The following is a 17,139-nucleotide window of genomic DNA, read 5'->3' as shown; positions in this document are numbered from 1 at the left end:
AGCTCTTTTTATATTCCGGCGCGCATTGGGTCTGAGTTGCCGGAGAGGCGAGGGGCCCGCCAGCACGGTGAGAACCATGATCGAACTGAAAAATCTTACAAAACGATTTGCCCAGCACACCGCTGTCGATGCGCTGACGTTCAGTGTGCAACCCGGCGAAGTGCTCGGCTTCCTTGGTCCTAACGGGGCAGGGAAGTCCACCACCATGAAGATGTTGACCGGCTTCCTGGCGCCTACGTCCGGAACGGCAAGCATCTTCGGCAGCGACATCCAGACCCAGACCCTCAAGGCTCAGCGCCAGATTGGCTATCTGCCGGAAGGTGCGCCGTGCTATGGGGACATGACGGTTCGCGGTTTTCTTGAGTTCATTGCCGAGGTGCGCGGCTACCGTGGTGCGGACAAGCGCGTGCGGGTCGATACCGCCGCGGGGCAGGTCGAGCTGGATACGGTGCTGAGCCAGAGCATCGATACTTTGTCCAAGGGCTTCAAGCGTCGTGTCGGGTTGGCCCAAGCCATCCTGCATGACCCCCGTGTGCTGATCCTCGATGAGCCTACCGATGGGCTTGATCCCAACCAGAAGCATCAGGTCCGCGAGCTGATCAGAGGCTTGGCACAGGATCGGATCGTGATCATATCCACCCACATTCTCGAAGAGGTCACGGCGGTCTGTACCCGCGCGGTGGTGATCGCCAGTGGCCGATTGGTGGCCGATGGCACACCTTTCGAGCTGGAAAGCCGATCCAAATATCACCAGGCCGTGACGCTGGTTGGTGAGAGCTCGTTGGATGACGTCGCCCTTGCTGCTTTGCCGGGAGTGGCTGGGGTCGAATTCAACCAGCCGGAGCGGAGCATCACCGTGTTGGCGAAACCTGGCCAGGTGATCTTTCCGCAGATCAACGCCTTGATCACACAGCAAGGCTGGACGGTAAAGGAGTTGAACGTGGAGCGAGGCCGGTTGGATGAAGTGTTCCGTACCTTGACGCGCGGGGAGGCGCTATGAGCCAGTTGCCGGTCATTTTCAAACGCGAGCTGGGAAGCTACTTCGCAACCCCGTTGGCTTACGTGTTGATCGTGATCTTTCTGGTGCTGTCCGGAGTGTTCACCTTTTATCTGGGCGGGTTCTACGAGCGTGGACAGGCGGATCTCGTTCCGTTCTTCAGTTATCACACCTGGCTTTACCTGTTCCTGATTCCGGCAATTGCGATGCGCCTGTGGGCCGAGGAACGCAAGTCCGGCTCTATCGAACTGCTGATGACTTTGCCCATCACTCGATTCGAGGCGGTCACCGGAAAGTTTCTTGCGGCTTGGGTGTTCGCCGGCATTGCCCTGGCGCTTACGTTCCCAATGGTCATCACCGTCAATTACCTTGGTGAGCCGGACAATGGTGCGATCGCGGCGGGCTACTTCGGTAGCTGGTTGTTGGCAGGTGCCTTTCTGGCGATAGGCTCGTGCATGTCGGCGTTGGCCAAGAATCAGGTGATCGCCTTCATTCTGGCCGTGAGCGTGTGCTTTCTATTCATCGTCAGCGGTTTGCCAATGGTCCTCGACGCCTTTGCCTGGGCGCCGCATTGGCTGGTTGATGTGGTGGCTTCACTGAGTTTTCTGATCCGTTTCGATTCGCTCAGCAAGGGTGTGATCGACCTGCGCGACCTGTTGTATTTCATCACGCTGATCATCGCCTGGCTGGCGGCCACCGCTGTGGTCGTCGATCTGAAGAAAGCGGCATAAGGAAGCCCACATGAAGCGAGTGATGTATTCCGGCGCCGGACTGCTGCTGATCGCATTAGCGGTGGTGGCTTTCAACGCGCTTTCCAGTCTGGTCTTCACAAATGCCCGGCTGGATCTGACCGAGCAGAAGCTTTACACCATTTCCGAAGGGACCGAGACCATTCTCGATTCGCTTCAGGAACCCATCGAGCTGCAGTTTTTCTATTCGGATAACGCGACCAAAGAGCTGGTAGCGCTGCGCAACTATGCACGGCGTGTCGAGGAGTTGTTGCGTGCATACGAGCGCCAAGCCGGTGGCAAGCTGAACCTGAAAGTGATCGACCCTGAGCCTTTTTCGGAAGAGGAAGACCGGGCGGCCGAGCTTGGTCTGCAGGCCGTGCCATTGAACCAGGGTGGTGACAAAGTCTACTTCGGGCTGGCCGGTACCAGAGCCGATGGCCAGACGCAGAGCATTCCGTTCTTTCCTCTGGACCAGGAAGAGTTTCTCGAATACGAGCTCAGCCGGTTGGTGCAAAGCCTGGCGTCTGCTCAGATGCCGGTGGTCGGTGTTCTCTCAGGTCTGCCGCTGACCGGCGGTTTCGACATGCGTATTCAGCAGGCTACGCCGCCTTGGATGGTGCTGGAGAACATCCGTCAGCTATTTCACATCGAGAGTCTCAAGCGCGACGTCGACATGATCCCGGCCAATGTGTCGGTACTGATGCTCGTCCATCCCAAAGACCTGCCCGAACAGACATTGTATGCCATTGACCAGTTCGTCATGCGCGGCGGCAAGCTGCTGGCGTTCGTCGATCCTTACAGTGAGGCTGATCCGGGCATGGGCATCGGTCCGGGCGAGTTCGGGGAGGGCAGGGCATCCGATATCGAGCCGTTGTTCGAAGCCTGGGGCGTGCGGATGGACTCGGGCCAGGTGATCGCAGATGCGTCTTACGCTATGTCGGTGGGGGTCGGCGCCGAGCGCAGGTCGGTCAGGCATCCCGGCTGGCTGAGCCTGCCACAAGGCACCATGGATGTAGAGGACGTTACAACGGCTTCGCTGGAAAGCATGACCATGGCTACGGCAGGCTTCCTGGAACCCACGGAAGGCGCTACTACCCGCTTCATGCCGCTGATCCAGAGCTCAAGCTTTGCCATGCCGATGGCGGCTGAGCGTTTCGCGTTCTTGGAAAACCCCGAGGAGTTGCTGCGTGACCTCGAACCCACGGGGGAGCGCTATACGCTTGCGGCGCGTATTCAGGGGCCGGCGCAATCCGCCTATCCGGACGGCATCGAGGGTCGCAAGGACGGTTTGAAGGAGTCGGACAATATCAATGTAATCGCCGTGGCTGATACCGACCTTCTGGCTGATCGCATGTGGGTTCAGGTGCAGGATTTCTTCGGACAACGCATGCCGCAGCCTTGGGCAGACAACGGCACCTTCGTAGTCAATGCGCTGGATAACTTGTCTGGCACGGACGCACTGATCAGCGTTCGCTCCCGCGGCCGCTTCGCCCGGCCTTTCGTGGTGGTCGAAGAATTGCAGCGGCAAGCCGAGAACCGTTTTCGGGAAAAGGAACAGATGCTGCAGCAGCGCCTGTCGGCAACCGAGGCTCAGCTGGCAGAGCTGCAGGGCCCTGATGAGAACGGTGCTATTGAGCTCTCGGCCGAGCAGCAAGATGCGCTACAGGGTTACATGCAGGAAAAACTGCGTATTCGCAAAGAGCTGCGCGAGGTGCGCTATCAGCTTAATGCCGATATCGAGGCATTGGGACGGGTGCTGAAATTCTTCAACATTGCCTTGGTGCCGTTGTTGCTGACGTTGGGCGTGCTCCTGGCATGGCTGTGGCGGCGACGCGGAAAAGCCTGAGGACAGTGACCGTCGACATACACGCGAGGGCGGATAGGTAAGGGGCGTCCGTGGTCGCTTTGCGGCCACGTCCACCGGCGAGAAACTGAAAGCCAGCGACATTTGCTGCTCTATACTCGCTCGCCGTTAGTCCTGAAACATACTTGTCACGCCCGCTTCGCTATATTCACTTGGCAGGCGGCCTCGACGGGTCAGGCTGATCGTCCTCCCCGGGTGGGGAATAATAAGAAGCGAGTTGGAGAAGTAGGATGGCTGAGCGCGAGACTGGAACCGTAAAGTGGTTCAACGATGCCAAGGGTTATGGATTCATCCAGCGTGGCAGTGGTGCAGATGTGTTCGTTCACTACCAGGCGATTCGTGGCGATGGCCACCGCTCTCTGGCCGAAGGTCAGCAGGTGGAATTTTCAGTCACGCAAGGCCAGAAAGGCCTTCAGGCCGAAGACGTGGCTGGGCTCTGAGTTCCACCACCAGAGCTGAATGATCGTCGGTCGAACAACCGAACATTGACAAGAGCCCTGGCATGCCAGGGCTTTTGTTTTGATGGTGCCTGAGCGCTGGCGTGCTGATGGTGGACGCGAGTGCGTTGGGCGCTACCCGTTACTTCCGCAAGCCAGGCTGAAACGGCGCAGCTCCAAAACGAAAAACCCCGCCAAACGGCGGGGTTTCTTCAACGGCTCCCTCAGCTGCTTACATGTTGGGGTAGTTCGGCCCCCCGGTGCCTTCAGGTGCCACCCAAGTGATGTTCTGCGCAGGGTCCTTGATGTCGCAAGTCTTGCAGTGCACGCAGTTCTGCGCGTTGATCTGGAAGCGCTTGCTGCCGTCGTCATTTGCCACCACTTCGTAGACACCGGCCGGGCAGTAGCGTTGGGCGGGCTCGTCGTACATCGGGAGGTTCTTGTCGATCGGGATGCTCGGATCGGTCAGCTTGAGATGAACGGGCTGCTCTTCTTCATGGTTGGTGTTGGATAGAAACACCGAACTGAGTTTGTCGAAGCTGAGCTTGCCGTCGGGCTTCGGGTAATCGATCTTCTTGGACTCGGCAGCGGTCTTCAGGCACGCGTAGTCTGGTTTTGTATCGTGCAGTGTGAAGGGTATCTTTCCGCCGAAGATGTTCTGATCGATGAAGTTGAATGCGCCGCCCTTTACCGTTCCCCACTTGTGAATCGCCGCGCCGAAGTTACGGCTCGCTTGCAGCTCGGTGTACAGCCAGCTGGCTTTGAAACCTTCCTCATAGCCGGTCAGCTCATCGCCACCTTCACGACCGGCGAACAGCGCGTCAGCCACCGCTTCGGCTGCCAGCATGCCCGACTTCATGGCTGTATGGCTGCCCTTGATCTTCGCAAAGTTCAGTGTGCCGGCATCGCAGCCGATCAGAGCGCCACCATTGAAAACCATTTTCGGCAACGAGTTGATGCCGCCTTTGGCGATGGCGCGCGCACCGTATGACACGCGCTTGCCGCCTTCAAGATACTGTTTGATGACCGGGTGATGCTTGTAGCGCTGAAACTCGTCGAAGGGGGAGAGGTACGGGTTGCTGTAGGAGAGATCGACGATCAGGCCAACCACGACTTGGTTGTTCTCGAGATGGTAGAGGAACGAGCCGCCAGTATTGTCGTCGTCCAGCGGCCAGCCCGCGGTGTGCACCACCAGACCTTGTTCATGTTTGGCAGGATCGATATCCCACAGCTCCTTGATGCCAATCCCGTAATGCTGCGGGTCTACATTGGCATTGAGCTGGAACCGATTGATCAACTGCTTGCCAATGTGGCCGCGGCAGCCTTCTGCGAAGAGCGTGTACTTGGCACGCAGCTCCATGCCCGGGGTGTACATGCCTTCCTTCGGATTGCCTTCGCGGTCGACGCCAAGGTCTCCGGTAAGAATGCCCCGGACGATGCCTTGTTCATCAATCAGCGCTTCCTGAGCGGCGAAGCCAGGATAGATTTCGACGCCGAGATTTTCCGCCTGCTGGGCCATCCAGCGGCAGAGATTGCCCAGGGAAATGATGTAGTTGCCTTCGTTGTGCATGGTCTTGGGGACCAGCGCATTAGGCAGCTTGCGCGCGGCTTCGGCACTCTTGAGCAGGTAGATGTCGTCACGTTTGACTGGAGTGTTCAGAGGAGCTTCAAGCTCTTTCCAGTTCGGGAACAACTCGGTCAAAGCGCGTGGCTCGAACACGGCGCCAGACAGGATGTGGGCGCCTACTTCGGAACCCTTTTCAACGACGCAGACGCTGATTTCCTTTCCGGCATCGGCGGCGCGTTGCTTCAGTCGGCAGGCAGCGGACAGGCCCGCGGGGCCGGCGCCGACGATCACTACGTCGAATTCCATGTATTCGCGTTCCATTGGCTATCTCCTACTCAAGGCTTGATTATTTTATAGATAGTGGAGGGCTGGATCGTGATCCCTGATCAAGCCGAGCTGCCGCATTATATATAGACGCCTGAAAGGGTCCAATACAAACGTTTGTTTGAATTTCTCCGAAGCCTGATAGAATCGGGAATCTGCGGCTTATGACGGGTCATTTGCGTTGTTGACCCCGGCTGATGCCAGCAGTCAAGATACGGGCAGTTTTGTGCTCGCCGAACAGGTTCGATGGCTGAAATGACGCCCGGTCCTGGAGCATGGCTCGGTTCGCCTCGGCGAAATTCTATTCACCGGAGAGTAACGAGGAATCCATGAAGATTCTTGTAGCTGTCAAACGAGTGGTCGATTACAACGTCAAGGTCCGTGTCAAGTCGGACAACTCCGGCGTCGACCTCGCCAACGTCAAGATGTCGATGAACCCCTTCTGCGAAATCGCTGTTGAAGAGGCCGTACGCCTGAAAGAGAAAGGCGTCGCGAGTGAGATCGTCGTGGTTTCCATTGGTCCGACTGCAGCGCAAGAGCAGCTGCGTACCGCTCTGGCATTGGGCGCAGACCGCGCCGTGCTGGTCGAGTCGACCGACGAGCTAAATTCCCTGGCAGTTGCCAAACTGCTGAAGGCCGTTGTCGACAAGGAACAGCCACAGCTGGTCATCCTGGGCAAGCAGGCTATCGACAGCGATAACAACCAGACCGGCCAGATGCTCGGCGCACTGACTGGATTTGCGCAGGGCACCTTCGCTTCGAAGGTCGAAGTTTCCGGCGACAAGGTAAATGTCGAGCGTGAAATCGATGGCGGTGCACAGACCGTTGCCTTGAATCTTCCTGCGATCGTGACCACCGACCTGCGCCTGAACGAGCCGCGCTATGCGTCGCTGCCGAACATCATGAAGGCCAAGAAAAAGCCGCTCGAAGTCCTGACGCCCGATGCGCTCGGCGTGCCCACGACTTCCACTATCAAGACCCTGAAAGTCGAAGCGCCTGCTGCACGCAGCGCCGGTATCAAGGTCAAGTCGGTAGCGGAACTGGTCGAGAAACTGAAGAACGAAGCGAAGGTACTCTAAATGACTATCCTGGTTATCGCTGAACATAACAATGCCGTTCTGGCTGCGGCCACCTTGAACACCGTGGCTGCGGCCAAGGCGATCGGCGGCGACATTCATGTGCTGGTTGCGGGTGCTGGTTGCGCTGCAATCGGTGAAGCCGCTGCCAAGATCGATGGCGTGTCCAAGGTTCTGGTCGCCGACGATGCTGCCTATGCCAATCAGCTGCCTGAGAACGTTGCACCATTGATCGCAGGGCTGGCGAAGGATTATTCCCACGTACTGGCTGCTGCCACTACCAACGGTAAGAACTTCCTGCCGCGTGTTGCCGCCCAGCTGGATGTCGATCAGATCTCCGAGATCATCGCCGTCGAAAGTGCCGATACCTTCAAGCGTCCGATCTATGCCGGTAACGCCATTGCCACTGTGCAATCCAGTGCGCCGATCAAGGTCATCACCGTTCGGGCTACCGGTTTCGATCCGGTTAATGCTGAAGGTGGCTCTGCGTCGGTCGAGCAGGTTTCTGGAGCTGGCGATGCGGGCGTTTCTGCGTTCGTCGGCGAAGAACTCGCCAAGTCGGACCGTCCAGAGCTGACGGCTGCAAAGATCGTCGTATCCGGTGGTCGCGGCATGCAGAACGGGGACAACTTTAAGCATCTGTATTCCTTGGCTGACAAGCTGGGCGCTGCTGTTGGCGCTTCGCGTGCGGCAGTGGATGCGGGCTTCGTCCCTAATGACATGCAGGTCGGTCAGACCGGCAAGATCGTTGCCCCGCAGTTGTACATCGCAGTGGGTATTTCCGGTGCTATCCAGCACCTGGCTGGTATGAAAGACTCCAAGGTGATCGTTGCGATCAACAAGGACGAAGAGGCGCCAATCTTCCAGGTTGCCGATTACGGCCTGGTAGGCGATCTGTTTGAGATTCTGCCGGAGTTCGAGCAGCTGGTTTAACCAAGCCGCTCATGAAAAACCCGCTCTTGTAGCGGGTTTTTTATTGGAGCGCTGGCTGCTTTAGCCGGTGGTAACATTCGTAGAACCTACGGACGTCTGTCCTATTCTCGAACCATGAGGTTATCCATGCGTTGTGCCGTTCTGCTGAAGTCCGCTTTGATTGCCTTGCTTGCGGCCACCCCGTTAACGGTAAGCGCAGCAGCTGCAAAGTGTGACCGGCTGATCGCAACGGGCGGCGCCGACAATCCTCCTTTTCTCTGGCGTGATCCGCAGAACCCCAAGCGCCTGGTCGGCGCGAATGCCGATCTGCTGAAAAAGATCACCGACTCGCTCGATCTCAAGCTGGAATTGCTCTACACCGGTGACGCCAGCAAGGCTTTGGAGCAAGTGCGCAGTGGGCGGGTAGACGTTCTAGCCGACGCATTGCTTGATCCAGAAGAGCTGGCGTATCTCGATTTCATTCATCCTTCCATCGTGTCGCTGCAGATGTCCGCGTGGGTGCGCAATGATCCAGGCTTTCTGTATTCGAGCCGAAACGAGCTGATGGGACGGTCGGGTACTTCTGTAGTAACGACTCGTTTTGACAGAGCTTTCGAACGTTACGCAAAGGAAAATCTGCGTCTACGCTCAGCGCCTGATTTAGGTGATGCGATAAAAAAACTGCTGGCAGGGCAGGCCGACTACGTATTGCATGAGCGCTATAGCACCGTCGCGCTGGCAGGCAAGCTTGGGATGCTCGGCGATATTCAGAGGTTGGAACCGCCAGTCTCGAGCCGCGGTTTGCACTTTGCGGTAGCACACGACTCGGCCTGCAACGGGCCGTGGCTACGGGGACAGCTGGCCATAAAAATGACAGAATTGCGCGCTGCCGGAGTGCCGGAGCAGCTGCTGGTGGAGAACCTGGAGCGCTGGAAGCAGCAATCAAACCCGGCCAGCAAGCCGCAACGCTAGGATTTATCAAGTGAAAAAAACGCTTTCCTGTGTGCTGTTGTTCCCCGCAATTGTCAGTTGCGCCAGTGATCCCGCCCCTGATGAGCAGATACGTCTCACTGAGCAGGCCCTCACTCAGGCGCGTTCGGCAGGCGCATCGGAGCAGACGGAGGAGCTGGCTCAGGCCGAGAAGAAGCTCGCCGCTGCGATGGTGGCGATGAAGGACAAGGATTACCGCGAGGCGCGCTTGCAGGCCGAGCAGGCGGAACTGGATGCCCGATTGGCCGAGGCCCGGGTGTTGAGTGAAAAAAGCCAGTTGGAAGTGGCCGAGCTCAATCGTCGCATCGCGCGCCTGCGTGAGCAGTTGGGGGCCATGCAGTGAAGTCGGTCCTTTTAAGCTCGGCCATGTTCCTTACTCTCGCAGCGATGCAGGGTTGTTCGAGCCAGCAATCCCAGCAGCAGTTGGAGCAGGCCGGGTTGGCGTTTGAAGCTGTCAGCGCCGATCTGCAGGTAGCCCGCGATGCGCCCAAGGATCTGGTTCGTGCGAGCGAATCGCTGGAACGGGCCAGACGCTTCGCCAGCTATTGGGGCAGCGCAGAAGACGTCGCCCATTACGCTTACCTAAGCCAGCGTTATGGTGAGATCGCGCTTCAGCATAGCGAGCAGATCCAGAACCAACGGCGCTCGACTCAACTGGCCATGGAGCACGAGCGTCTGCGTCAGGCCATTCAGGAAGCCAAACTGCTCGATACCCACGGGCAGCGACTGGAAGATCAGATAGCCAGCCTGGCTGCAACAGAGACCGATCGGGGTCTGGTCATGACGCTTAGCGATGTGCTGTTCAAAGCCGGTAGTGCCGAGCTTGGACAATCGGCTAACCGGACACTGTTCAAAGTCGTGCATTTCCTGCAGCTCAACCCCACTCGCAGGATTCGGATTGAGGGTTATACCGATAACCGTGGTGATGCCGCTAAAAACCTCAGGTTGTCAGAGGAGCGCGCTCAGGCAGTAGCGGACTTCATACAAAGCCTTGGTGTCAGCCCCGCGCGTATCGAGGTGGAAGGTTACGGCGAACAGTTTCGTATAGCCGAGAATGCTTCGGCCCGCGGGCGCGCTCAGAATCGACGGGTCGAAATTGTCTTCTCTGGAGAGGACGGGAAGCTGGAAAGCACTCGTTGATGCGCAGCGAAGTCATGCGCAAACGTAACTGACTGTGTCGGCGAGTTAACCGTTAACTGTATCGGTCGTTCATAACAGTGTTGTACTACTGTTATGGTTCAGTTGGCGGGAGACGGACCAGATGACCAATCTGTTGCTTTACCAGCGTATTGCACACCAGCTAGCCGAAGACATTCGGCAAGGCGTTTACCGTCCGGGTGAGCGTGTACCTTCGGTGCGCAAGATGAGCATGCAGCTGAATGTAAGCCATGCCACCGTGCTGCAGGCTTATGCCAACCTTGAAGACCAGGGGATGATACGTGCTCGTCCCCAATCGGGATTCTATGTTCACCACACCCCCGCGCTGACTGCTCCCACCCCGGACATCGCCCAGGTTGAAAGGCCAACCCTGGTCACGCGCAGCAGCATCATCAATCAAGTGCTGAGCGAATCACGTCGCGATGGGCTGATCCCGTTGGGAGCTGCGGTGCCGCATGTGGACTACCTGCCCGCACGCGCGCTGCATCAACAGTTGGCCAAGGTTACCCGGTTCCAGAGCCAGCGCGCCTTCAGCTACATGTTCAGCCCCGGCTATGAGCCGCTGCGCCGGCAGGTTGCGATCCGTATGCGTGACGCCGGGGTGGTTGTCGGGCCGGAGGAAGTGGTAATCACGCACGGTTGCGTCGATGCATTGCAAATGTCTTTGCGCGTGTTGACCAAACCGGGCGACCTGATCGCGGCCGAGTCACCCAGTTACTACGGACTGCTACAGCTGGCGGATCTACTAGGGCTGAAGGTCATAGAGATCCCCTGCGATCCGGACACAGGTCTTAGCCTCGAAGCCCTGCAACTTGCAGCAAGCCAATGGCCGATCAAGGCTTTGGTGCTGACAGCCCGCCTGAGTAACCCGCTTGGAGGGAGCATCCCCGACGCACGGCAGAAACAGTTGTTGAAATTGACGGCGAATTTCGACATCCAGGTTGTCGAAGACGATATCTATGGCGAATTGTTATTCGATGTCGGTTCGGTCCGAGCGCTCAAATCCAATGATACCGAGGGGCGCGTGATTTATTGCTCCAGCTTCTCGAAGACGATTTCACCAGGCGTGCGCATCGGTTGGATAATCCCGGGCCGATATCGGGAAGAGGTCCAGCGATTGCAGACGTTCAGTACGCATTCGGCGTGCAGCGTGACGCAAATGGCAGTGTCTTCGTATCTGGAAAATGGGGGTTATGACCGACATCTGCGATATATCCGCCACGAGTACAGGAAAAATATCAGCGCTGTGCAGTTGGCAGTGCAGCGTTATTTCCCCGAGGGAACCCAGATGACACGCCCGACCGGCGGTTTCATCCTCTGGGTAAGCCTCCCGGCTCGGGTCAATACGAAGGAGTTACACGTCCAAGCTTTAGAGCGCGGAATCAGCATTGCGCCAGGGCTGATATTCAGCAACACCGAACAGTTCAATCACTGCGTGCGGCTCAACTGCGGATTGCCTTGGTCGACAGAGGCGGAGCGGGCGTTGAAAACGCTTGGCGAGTTAGCGGGAGAGCTTTGTCGGCAGCCGAACTGATCAGACTTGAGGAGATGTGGGCTTATGAAATGGTTGGTTCTTCCGCTGTCGCTGCTGTCGCTGCTGGCGCTCAGCGCATGTGACAGTGAAAAGCTGCCCCCTCGTCCTGAGACGCCCCCTACGCCCAAAGTGGAGGCGCCTGCTGAGATCCCCAAGCCAGAGGTTTCGCTTGTCCCGGAGCCATCGTTTGACGAGCTGGAAGTCGACACCAGCGAGCCTCCAGAAATTCAGGTAGACGTAGAGCCGGTTACCGCAGGTGATCCCGAAGAGCTGCCGTCCGAGCGAGTGGTTTCGGCTCCGCCCCCGAAAACCCCCGCACCGAAAGCCAAAAAGAAGGTTGCCGTCGAGCAGGTGAAGCTACCCGAAGCAGAGCTCGATCTCAGCCTTCCAGAAGATTGGGCAAAGGACGGCGAGCCGGAGCAGAACACGGCTTCGATGAGCCTGTTGCCCCCCCTGTTCGGATCTGAGCGCTCTCGCTCCGTTCAGATGAGTGGCAGTCTTCTGCCAGGGTTGGATGGAGATGATGATATCGATGGCGCGCAGCTCAACTTCGAACTCAAGCGCTGATCTGCGCGGGCGAAGTTACCAAGGGCTTCGGCTGCTGGCGCAGTCTATCCGTGTGCGATGTTGGCTGGCTGCATGATGGCTATCGATTACGCGAATCTTCGGCATCCGCCTCTGCATTGCGCTGTGCGATGCGCTGTTTCTGCTCATCCGTCAGAGGAATTTTGCGTGCGCCCGCACGTAACATCAGCAGGCCGCCCACAACGGTGCCGATCACTAGGGCCAGCAACAGCCAGATATACCAAGGCATCTTTTTCTCCTGATCAAAAGAACTTAGTTCAACCTTACGCCACGCCAGGTGGCAGCGCTATTGCGCGTTTGAGTCGGCGTGAGATGGGCCTGGTCTGAACCCGCATCCACATCGGATTTCTGCGACAATGCGCGCCGAATTTTGCCGAGGACGCCCTATGACCTGCCAGACTCCGATCATCGTTGCGCTCGATTTTCCCTCCCGTGATGCTGCGTTGGCGCTGGCGGGGCAGCTCGATCCGGCGTTCTGCCGCGTCAAGGTCGGTAAAGAACTCTTCACTCGTTGCGGGCCGCAAGTTGTAGAGGCGCTGCAGGCTAAAGGGTTCGAGGTGTTTCTGGACCTGAAATTCCACGACATACCCAATACCACGGCCATGGCGGTTAAGGCGGCAGCCGAGCTCGGTGTATGGATGGTGAATGTCCATTGCTCGGGCGGGCTGCGCATGATGGCCGCGTGCCGAGAGGTACTGGACAAGGTTAACGGCCAGAAGCCTCTGCTGATCGGCGTCACGGTGCTGACCAGCATGGAGCAGGCGGACCTTGCCGATATCGGGCTGGATATGGAGCCGCAACAGCAAGTACTGCGGCTGGCGGGATTGGCAGCCAAAGCAGGGCTGGATGGACTGGTCTGTTCGGCGCATGAGGCCCAAGCGTTGAAGGCAACTTATGCGCAGCTGCAGCTGGTTACCCCAGGCATTCGCCCCACTGGCAGCAAGGCCGACGACCAGCGTCGGATCCTCACCCCGGCCGAGGCGATGGAAGCGGGTTCGGATTATCTTGTGATAGGTCGCCCCATCGCGCAGGCGCACGACCCGGCCCAGGCATTGGCGGCGGTGGTCGCCGAGCTGGCCTGACGCTCATGGCATGCGGTCGCCAAGTGCCCCAGCGACCGCATGCAACCAACCTCGATCAGCTGACTTTCAATACCAGCTTGCCAAAGTTGCCGCCGGTGAAGAGCTTCATCAGCGTATCGGGGAACGTTTCCAGACCCTCGACAATATCTTCTTTGCTCTTGAGTTCGCCGCTCTGCATCCAGCCCGCCATGTCCTTCATGGCCTCGGGATAGCGCGAGACATAGTCCATCACCACCATTCCTTGCATGCGGCCACGATTGACCAGCAGGGACAGGTAGTTGGCGGGCCCTTTGACTGCTTCCTTGTTGTTGTACTGACTGATGGCGCCACAGATGACGATGCGAGCACCTACGGCGATGCGCGTTAAAACTGCGTCGAGGATGTCGCCGCCAACGTTATCGAAATAGACATCGACGCCTTTGGGGCACTCACGTTTAAGTGCGGCATGCAGGTCCTCGTTCTTGTAGTCGATGGCGGCATCGAAGCCGAGCTCTTCGGTGAGAAAGCGGCACTTGTCGGCACCACCGGCGATGCCGACAACGCGACATCCTTTGATCTTTGCGATCTGGCCCGCGACGCTCCCGACTGCGCCCGCTGCGCCGGAGATCACCACAGTTTCACCCGACTTGGGCTCGCCCACCGACAGCAGCCCAAAGTAGGCCGTCATCCCGGTCATGCCCAGTGCGGAAAGGTAACGCGGCAGCGGCGCCTGATTCGGGTCTACTTTGTAGAAACCCTTTGGCTCCCCGACAAAGTAGTCCTGCACACCCAGTGCGCCGTTGACGTAATCGCCTTCTGCAAATCCGGAATGATTGGAGGCGATGACCTTGCCGACACCGAGTGCGCGCATCACCTCGCCGATACCTACAGGTGGGATATAGGACTTGGCATCGTTCATCCAGCCACGCATGGCCGGGTCCAATGACAGGTATTCGTTCTTGACCAAGATCTGATTCTGGCCAAGTTCAGGGAGGGGCTTTTCGACGAGCTCGAAGGTTTCGCGGTTTGGCGCGCCGACAGGGCGTTTGGCCAGCAGAAATTGGCGGTTGGTATTGTCCATGGAAGCCTCTTATGTGTGCAAAGCTTTGGTTTAGCCTTCTCCAGGCGTCACTGCAAGCAAGGCAGGAATGTTGGAATGCAATGGCATCCGCCTGAGTGATATCGCCGGCTCGGGCTTAATCGGCGCCTGTGTAGGCGGTATAACCATGACCAGCGTTCGGCTTGTGGTCACGTTGGGACTCAATGCCTTTCTATAAAACCAATAAGGGTATCTAGCATGAGCATGTGTTTTTCCGGTCAGGTCGCGTTGGTCACTGGCGCTGCAGCCGGCATAGGGCGGGTAACTGCGCTAGCGTTCGCAGAGCAGGGTCTAAAAGTGGCGGTCGCAGATCTGGACGAGGCGGGCGGTGAGGCTTGTGCGCAAGCAATTCGTGAGGCCGGCGGCGAAGCCGTCTTCATCCGCTGCGATGTCACCCACGACGCGCAGGTCAAAGCGATGATCGAGCAGACGCTGTCAGCTTACGGGCGGATCGACTACGCATTCAATAATGCCGGTATCGAGATCGAACAGGGCCGCCTGGCCGAGGGAAGTGAAGCGGAGTTCGACGCCATCATGGGGGTAAACGTCAAAGGCGTTTGGTTATGCATGAAGTACCAGCTCCCGGTGATGCTGGCGCAGGGCGGCGGAGCCATCGTCAATACCGCCTCGGTTGCGGGTCTGGGCGCTGCGCCGAAGATGAGCATCTATTCGGCGTCCAAACATGCAGTCATTGGCCTCACCAAGTCGGCTGCCATCGAATATGCCAAGAAGAAGATCCGGGTGAACGCCGTTTGCCCTGCCGTCATCGATACGGACATGTTCCGGCGCGCCTACGAGGCCGATCCGCGCAAGGCGGAATTCGCGGCGGCCATGCATCCCGTAGGGCGGATCGGAAAAGCAGAGGAGATTGCCTCTGCAGTACTTTACCTTTGCAGCGATGGTGCCGCGTTTACCACGGGGCACGCGCTCGCCGTGGATGGCGGAGCGACGGCGATCTGATCGGAAGCGGCTTAGCTTGAGCGCTTGGGCGCGCTGACGATCAACAACGTCAGCACGCCGGCAACCAATCCCCATAGCGCCGAGCCGATGCCGAAAAGCGTCAGGCCCGAGGCGGTTACCATGAAGGTAATGAGGGCCGCTTCCCGCTCGCGCGGCATCTGCATCGCCTGGGTCAGCCCGCTGCCAATCGAGCCGAGCAAGGCCAGCGCAGCGATGGACAGCACCAACGCTGATGGAAACGATGCGAACAGCGCAGCCAGCGTGGCGCCAAATATTCCCGCGATACCATAGAACACCCCGCACCACACCGCGGCTGTGTAGCGGCGTGCCGGATCCGGATGGGCCTCCGGGCCGCTACAGATGGCCATGGTGATCGCTGCCAGATGAATGCCGTGGGAGCCAAACGGCGCCAGCAGTACCGAGGCGATTCCGGTGACCGAGATCAGGGGAGATGCAGGTGCCTGGTATCCTTCGGCGCGAAGTACCGCCAGCCCGGGCATGTTCTGCGAAGCCATGGCGATTACAAACAGTGGAATGCCGATGCTGAACATCGCTGCAAACGACAGACTCGGGGTGGTCCATACGGGCACCGCGATCTCGAGACTCAATTGGCGAAAATCCAGCAGACCCAACACAGCGGAGAGCGCGCAACCCACCACGAGTGCGGATAGCACGGCGTAACGGGGCACCAGTCGCTTGGCGAGCAGGTAACTGAAGAACATCCCCAATACCAGCAGGGGCTGTACTTCGACGGCGCGGAATATCTCGCTGCCAATATTGAATAGCACTCCGGCCAGCAAAGCGGCCGCCAGCGAAGCGGGCACCTTGCGCATCAGGCGCTCGAAACTGCCGGTTAGCCCACATACCGCGATCAATGCCGAAGCAAAGATAAAGGCGCCGATCGCTTCGCCATATGGGACGCCTGGAAGGCTGCTGATCAATAGTGCAGCGCCAGGCGTTGACCAGGCGATCACCACAGGCGTTCTAAAGCGCAAGGACAGGCCAATGCTGCAGATCGCCATGCCGATCGACAACGCCCATATCCACGATGAAATTTGCCCTCCGGAGAGTCCTGCCGCCTGTCCTGCCTGGAACATCAATACCAGCGAGCTGGTGTAGCCGGTAAGCATGGCAATGAAGCCAGCCACAACCGTGGAAGCCGAGCTGTCCCTGAAAAAATGCTGCTGGGCCGATGGGGTAACTGAGGTCATCGTGGGCCGGATTCCGGTTGATGGGGGAAAAGGCTGGGGTGCGATCAGCCTTAGATAGGGCAACGCAGGCACGCTCCCTGCAGATCCTTAAAGATAGGGCAGGCTAAGACAGCAAACCGTCGACGTCGCGGTACAGCCATCAGGCCGATTTGCGTAACAGTCGTGGCGCTGCTTGGTGCCGTTCGTCCCTAGCGATTCAGCTCATTGAGATCGCCAGGTCAACACTGGCATCGATGTTGCTATTACTCCTATGCCTGCTGCGAGGCGTCAAAAAAACCGCAGCTGTTGGAGGAATGATGAGTCAGGGTATCGAATTCAATCGCTTGATGCTGGAAATGCGGGCCATGCAGACCGATGCAATGGCTCGTTCCAAGCCCGTGACTGCGGCGCCTGAAGTGGGTGCGCCCAGCTTTTCCGACATGCTCGGCCAAGCCGTCAACAAAGTGAACGAAACCCAGCAGGCCTCCAATCAGTTGGCCACAGCGTTTGAAATGGGACAGGGCGGAATCGATCTGACTGAAGTCATGATCGCATCGCAGAAAGCCAGCGTTTCCTTTCAGGCCATGACTCAGGTGCGTAACAAGCTGGTCCAGGCTTATCAAGACATCATGCAGATGCCGGTTTAAGGCAGGG

18 protein-coding genes are annotated in these 17,139 nt (G+C 58.3%); 14 read left to right on the top strand and 4 right to left on the bottom strand.

The features are described from left to right. Positions 1 to 76: 76 nt before the first annotated feature. From EA797_RS06505 to EA797_RS06490, 4 genes are all read left to right on the top strand, one after another. Entirely contained in the window at positions 77 to 1,000 is a 924-nt protein-coding gene (locus EA797_RS06505) for an ABC transporter ATP-binding protein (RefSeq protein ID WP_122164308.1), read from the top strand. Beyond that, positions 997 to 1,728, top strand: a complete 732-nt coding sequence (locus EA797_RS06500) for an ABC transporter permease subunit (protein WP_122164307.1) — start codon at positions 997 to 999, stop codon at positions 1,726 to 1,728. Before EA797_RS06505 ends, EA797_RS06500 begins: the two co-directional genes overlap by 4 nt. A 10-nt stretch (positions 1,729 to 1,738) precedes the next feature. Then, the gene (locus tag EA797_RS06495) at positions 1,739 to 3,574 is read left to right on the top strand and encodes a GldG family protein (RefSeq protein WP_122164306.1); all 1,836 of its coding nucleotides are present in this window, start codon (positions 1,739 to 1,741) and stop codon (positions 3,572 to 3,574) included. A 248-nt stretch (positions 3,575 to 3,822) separates the two neighbouring features. Then, a complete protein-coding gene (locus EA797_RS06490) occupies positions 3,823 to 4,032 on the top strand; it encodes a cold-shock protein (protein ID WP_122164305.1) in 210 nt (69 codons plus the stop codon). 229 nt (positions 4,033 to 4,261) lie between these two features. Here EA797_RS06490 and EA797_RS06485 read toward each other — a convergent pair whose 3' ends face one another. Then, positions 4,262 to 5,917 (bottom strand): electron transfer flavoprotein-ubiquinone oxidoreductase, encoded by a 1,656-nt coding sequence (locus EA797_RS06485; RefSeq protein ID WP_122164304.1) that lies wholly within the window; start codon positions 5,915 to 5,917, stop codon positions 4,262 to 4,264. Between the two features lie 332 nt (positions 5,918 to 6,249). On the opposite strand from EA797_RS06485, the gene EA797_RS06480 reads away from it, so the two are divergent. The 7 genes from EA797_RS06480 (at position 6,250) to EA797_RS06450 (ending at position 12,157) form a co-directional block, all read left to right on the top strand. After that, positions 6,250 to 6,999, top strand: coding sequence for an electron transfer flavoprotein subunit beta/FixA family protein (locus EA797_RS06480; RefSeq protein ID WP_122164303.1), 750 nt, complete (start codon positions 6,250 to 6,252; stop codon positions 6,997 to 6,999). Next, entirely contained in the window at positions 7,000 to 7,929 is a 930-nt protein-coding gene (locus EA797_RS06475) for an electron transfer flavoprotein subunit alpha/FixB family protein (RefSeq protein WP_122164302.1), read from the top strand. It begins immediately after the preceding gene. Between the two features lie 126 nt (positions 7,930 to 8,055). After that, entirely contained in the window at positions 8,056 to 8,880 is an 825-nt protein-coding gene (locus tag EA797_RS06470) for a substrate-binding periplasmic protein (RefSeq protein ID WP_122164301.1), read from the top strand. 10 nt (positions 8,881 to 8,890) lie between these two features. Next, the gene (locus tag EA797_RS06465) at positions 8,891 to 9,241 is read left to right on the top strand and encodes a DUF4398 domain-containing protein (protein ID WP_244214065.1); all 351 of its coding nucleotides are present in this window, start codon (positions 8,891 to 8,893) and stop codon (positions 9,239 to 9,241) included. 23 nt (positions 9,242 to 9,264) lie between these two features. Further along, positions 9,265 to 10,038, top strand: coding sequence for an OmpA family protein (locus EA797_RS06460; protein WP_122164300.1), 774 nt, complete (start codon positions 9,265 to 9,267; stop codon positions 10,036 to 10,038). Between the two features lie 121 nt (positions 10,039 to 10,159). Then, positions 10,160 to 11,590 carry an aminotransferase-like domain-containing protein gene (locus EA797_RS06455; protein WP_122164299.1) on the top strand — a complete coding sequence of 477 codons (1,431 nt, stop codon included), beginning with the start codon at positions 10,160 to 10,162 and terminating at the stop codon, positions 11,588 to 11,590. 24 nt (positions 11,591 to 11,614) lie between these two features. Next, positions 11,615 to 12,157 carry a hypothetical protein gene (locus EA797_RS06450; protein ID WP_122164298.1) on the top strand — a complete coding sequence of 181 codons (543 nt, stop codon included), beginning with the start codon at positions 11,615 to 11,617 and terminating at the stop codon, positions 12,155 to 12,157. Positions 12,158 to 12,236: 79 nt separating this feature from the next. Here EA797_RS06450 and EA797_RS06445 read toward each other — a convergent pair whose 3' ends face one another. Next, on the bottom strand, positions 12,237 to 12,404 hold the full coding sequence (locus tag EA797_RS06445) for a DUF2897 family protein (RefSeq protein ID WP_122164297.1): 168 nt from the start codon (positions 12,402 to 12,404) through the stop codon (positions 12,237 to 12,239). Between the two features lie 157 nt (positions 12,405 to 12,561). Between EA797_RS06445 and pyrF the strand changes: the two genes are divergently transcribed. Next, positions 12,562 to 13,257, top strand: a complete 696-nt coding sequence (pyrF, locus tag EA797_RS06440; RefSeq protein WP_122164296.1) for an orotidine-5'-phosphate decarboxylase — start codon at positions 12,562 to 12,564, stop codon at positions 13,255 to 13,257. Positions 13,258 to 13,312: 55 nt separating this feature from the next. On the opposite strand, the gene EA797_RS06435 is transcribed toward pyrF, so the two are convergent. Continuing rightward, positions 13,313 to 14,317: an NADP-dependent oxidoreductase gene (locus tag EA797_RS06435; RefSeq protein WP_122164295.1), complete on the bottom strand. Its 1,005-nt coding sequence runs from the start codon at positions 14,315 to 14,317 to the stop codon at positions 13,313 to 13,315. A 216-nt stretch (positions 14,318 to 14,533) separates the two neighbouring features. Here EA797_RS06435 and EA797_RS06430 point away from each other — a divergent pair, with 216 nt between their 5' ends. Continuing rightward, entirely contained in the window at positions 14,534 to 15,295 is a 762-nt protein-coding gene (locus EA797_RS06430; protein ID WP_122164294.1) for an SDR family oxidoreductase, read from the top strand. A gap of 11 nt (positions 15,296 to 15,306) precedes the next feature. On the opposite strand, the gene EA797_RS06425 is transcribed toward EA797_RS06430, so the two are convergent. Then, positions 15,307 to 16,506 (bottom strand): benzoate/H(+) symporter BenE family transporter, encoded by a 1,200-nt coding sequence (locus EA797_RS06425; RefSeq protein ID WP_122164293.1) that lies wholly within the window; start codon positions 16,504 to 16,506, stop codon positions 15,307 to 15,309. Positions 16,507 to 16,802: 296 nt separating this feature from the next. On the opposite strand from EA797_RS06425, the gene fliE reads away from it, so the two are divergent. Then, entirely contained in the window at positions 16,803 to 17,132 is a 330-nt protein-coding gene (gene fliE / locus EA797_RS06420; protein ID WP_073301514.1) for a flagellar hook-basal body complex protein FliE, read from the top strand. Positions 17,133 to 17,139: the final 7 nt, after the last annotated feature.

Source organism: Stutzerimonas zhaodongensis (assembly GCF_003696365.1).
GTDB lineage: Bacteria > Pseudomonadota > Gammaproteobacteria > Pseudomonadales > Pseudomonadaceae > Stutzerimonas > Stutzerimonas zhaodongensis.
Note: the sequence above shows the minus strand (reverse complement) of the source record. Positions and strands in the feature narration are given on the sequence as shown.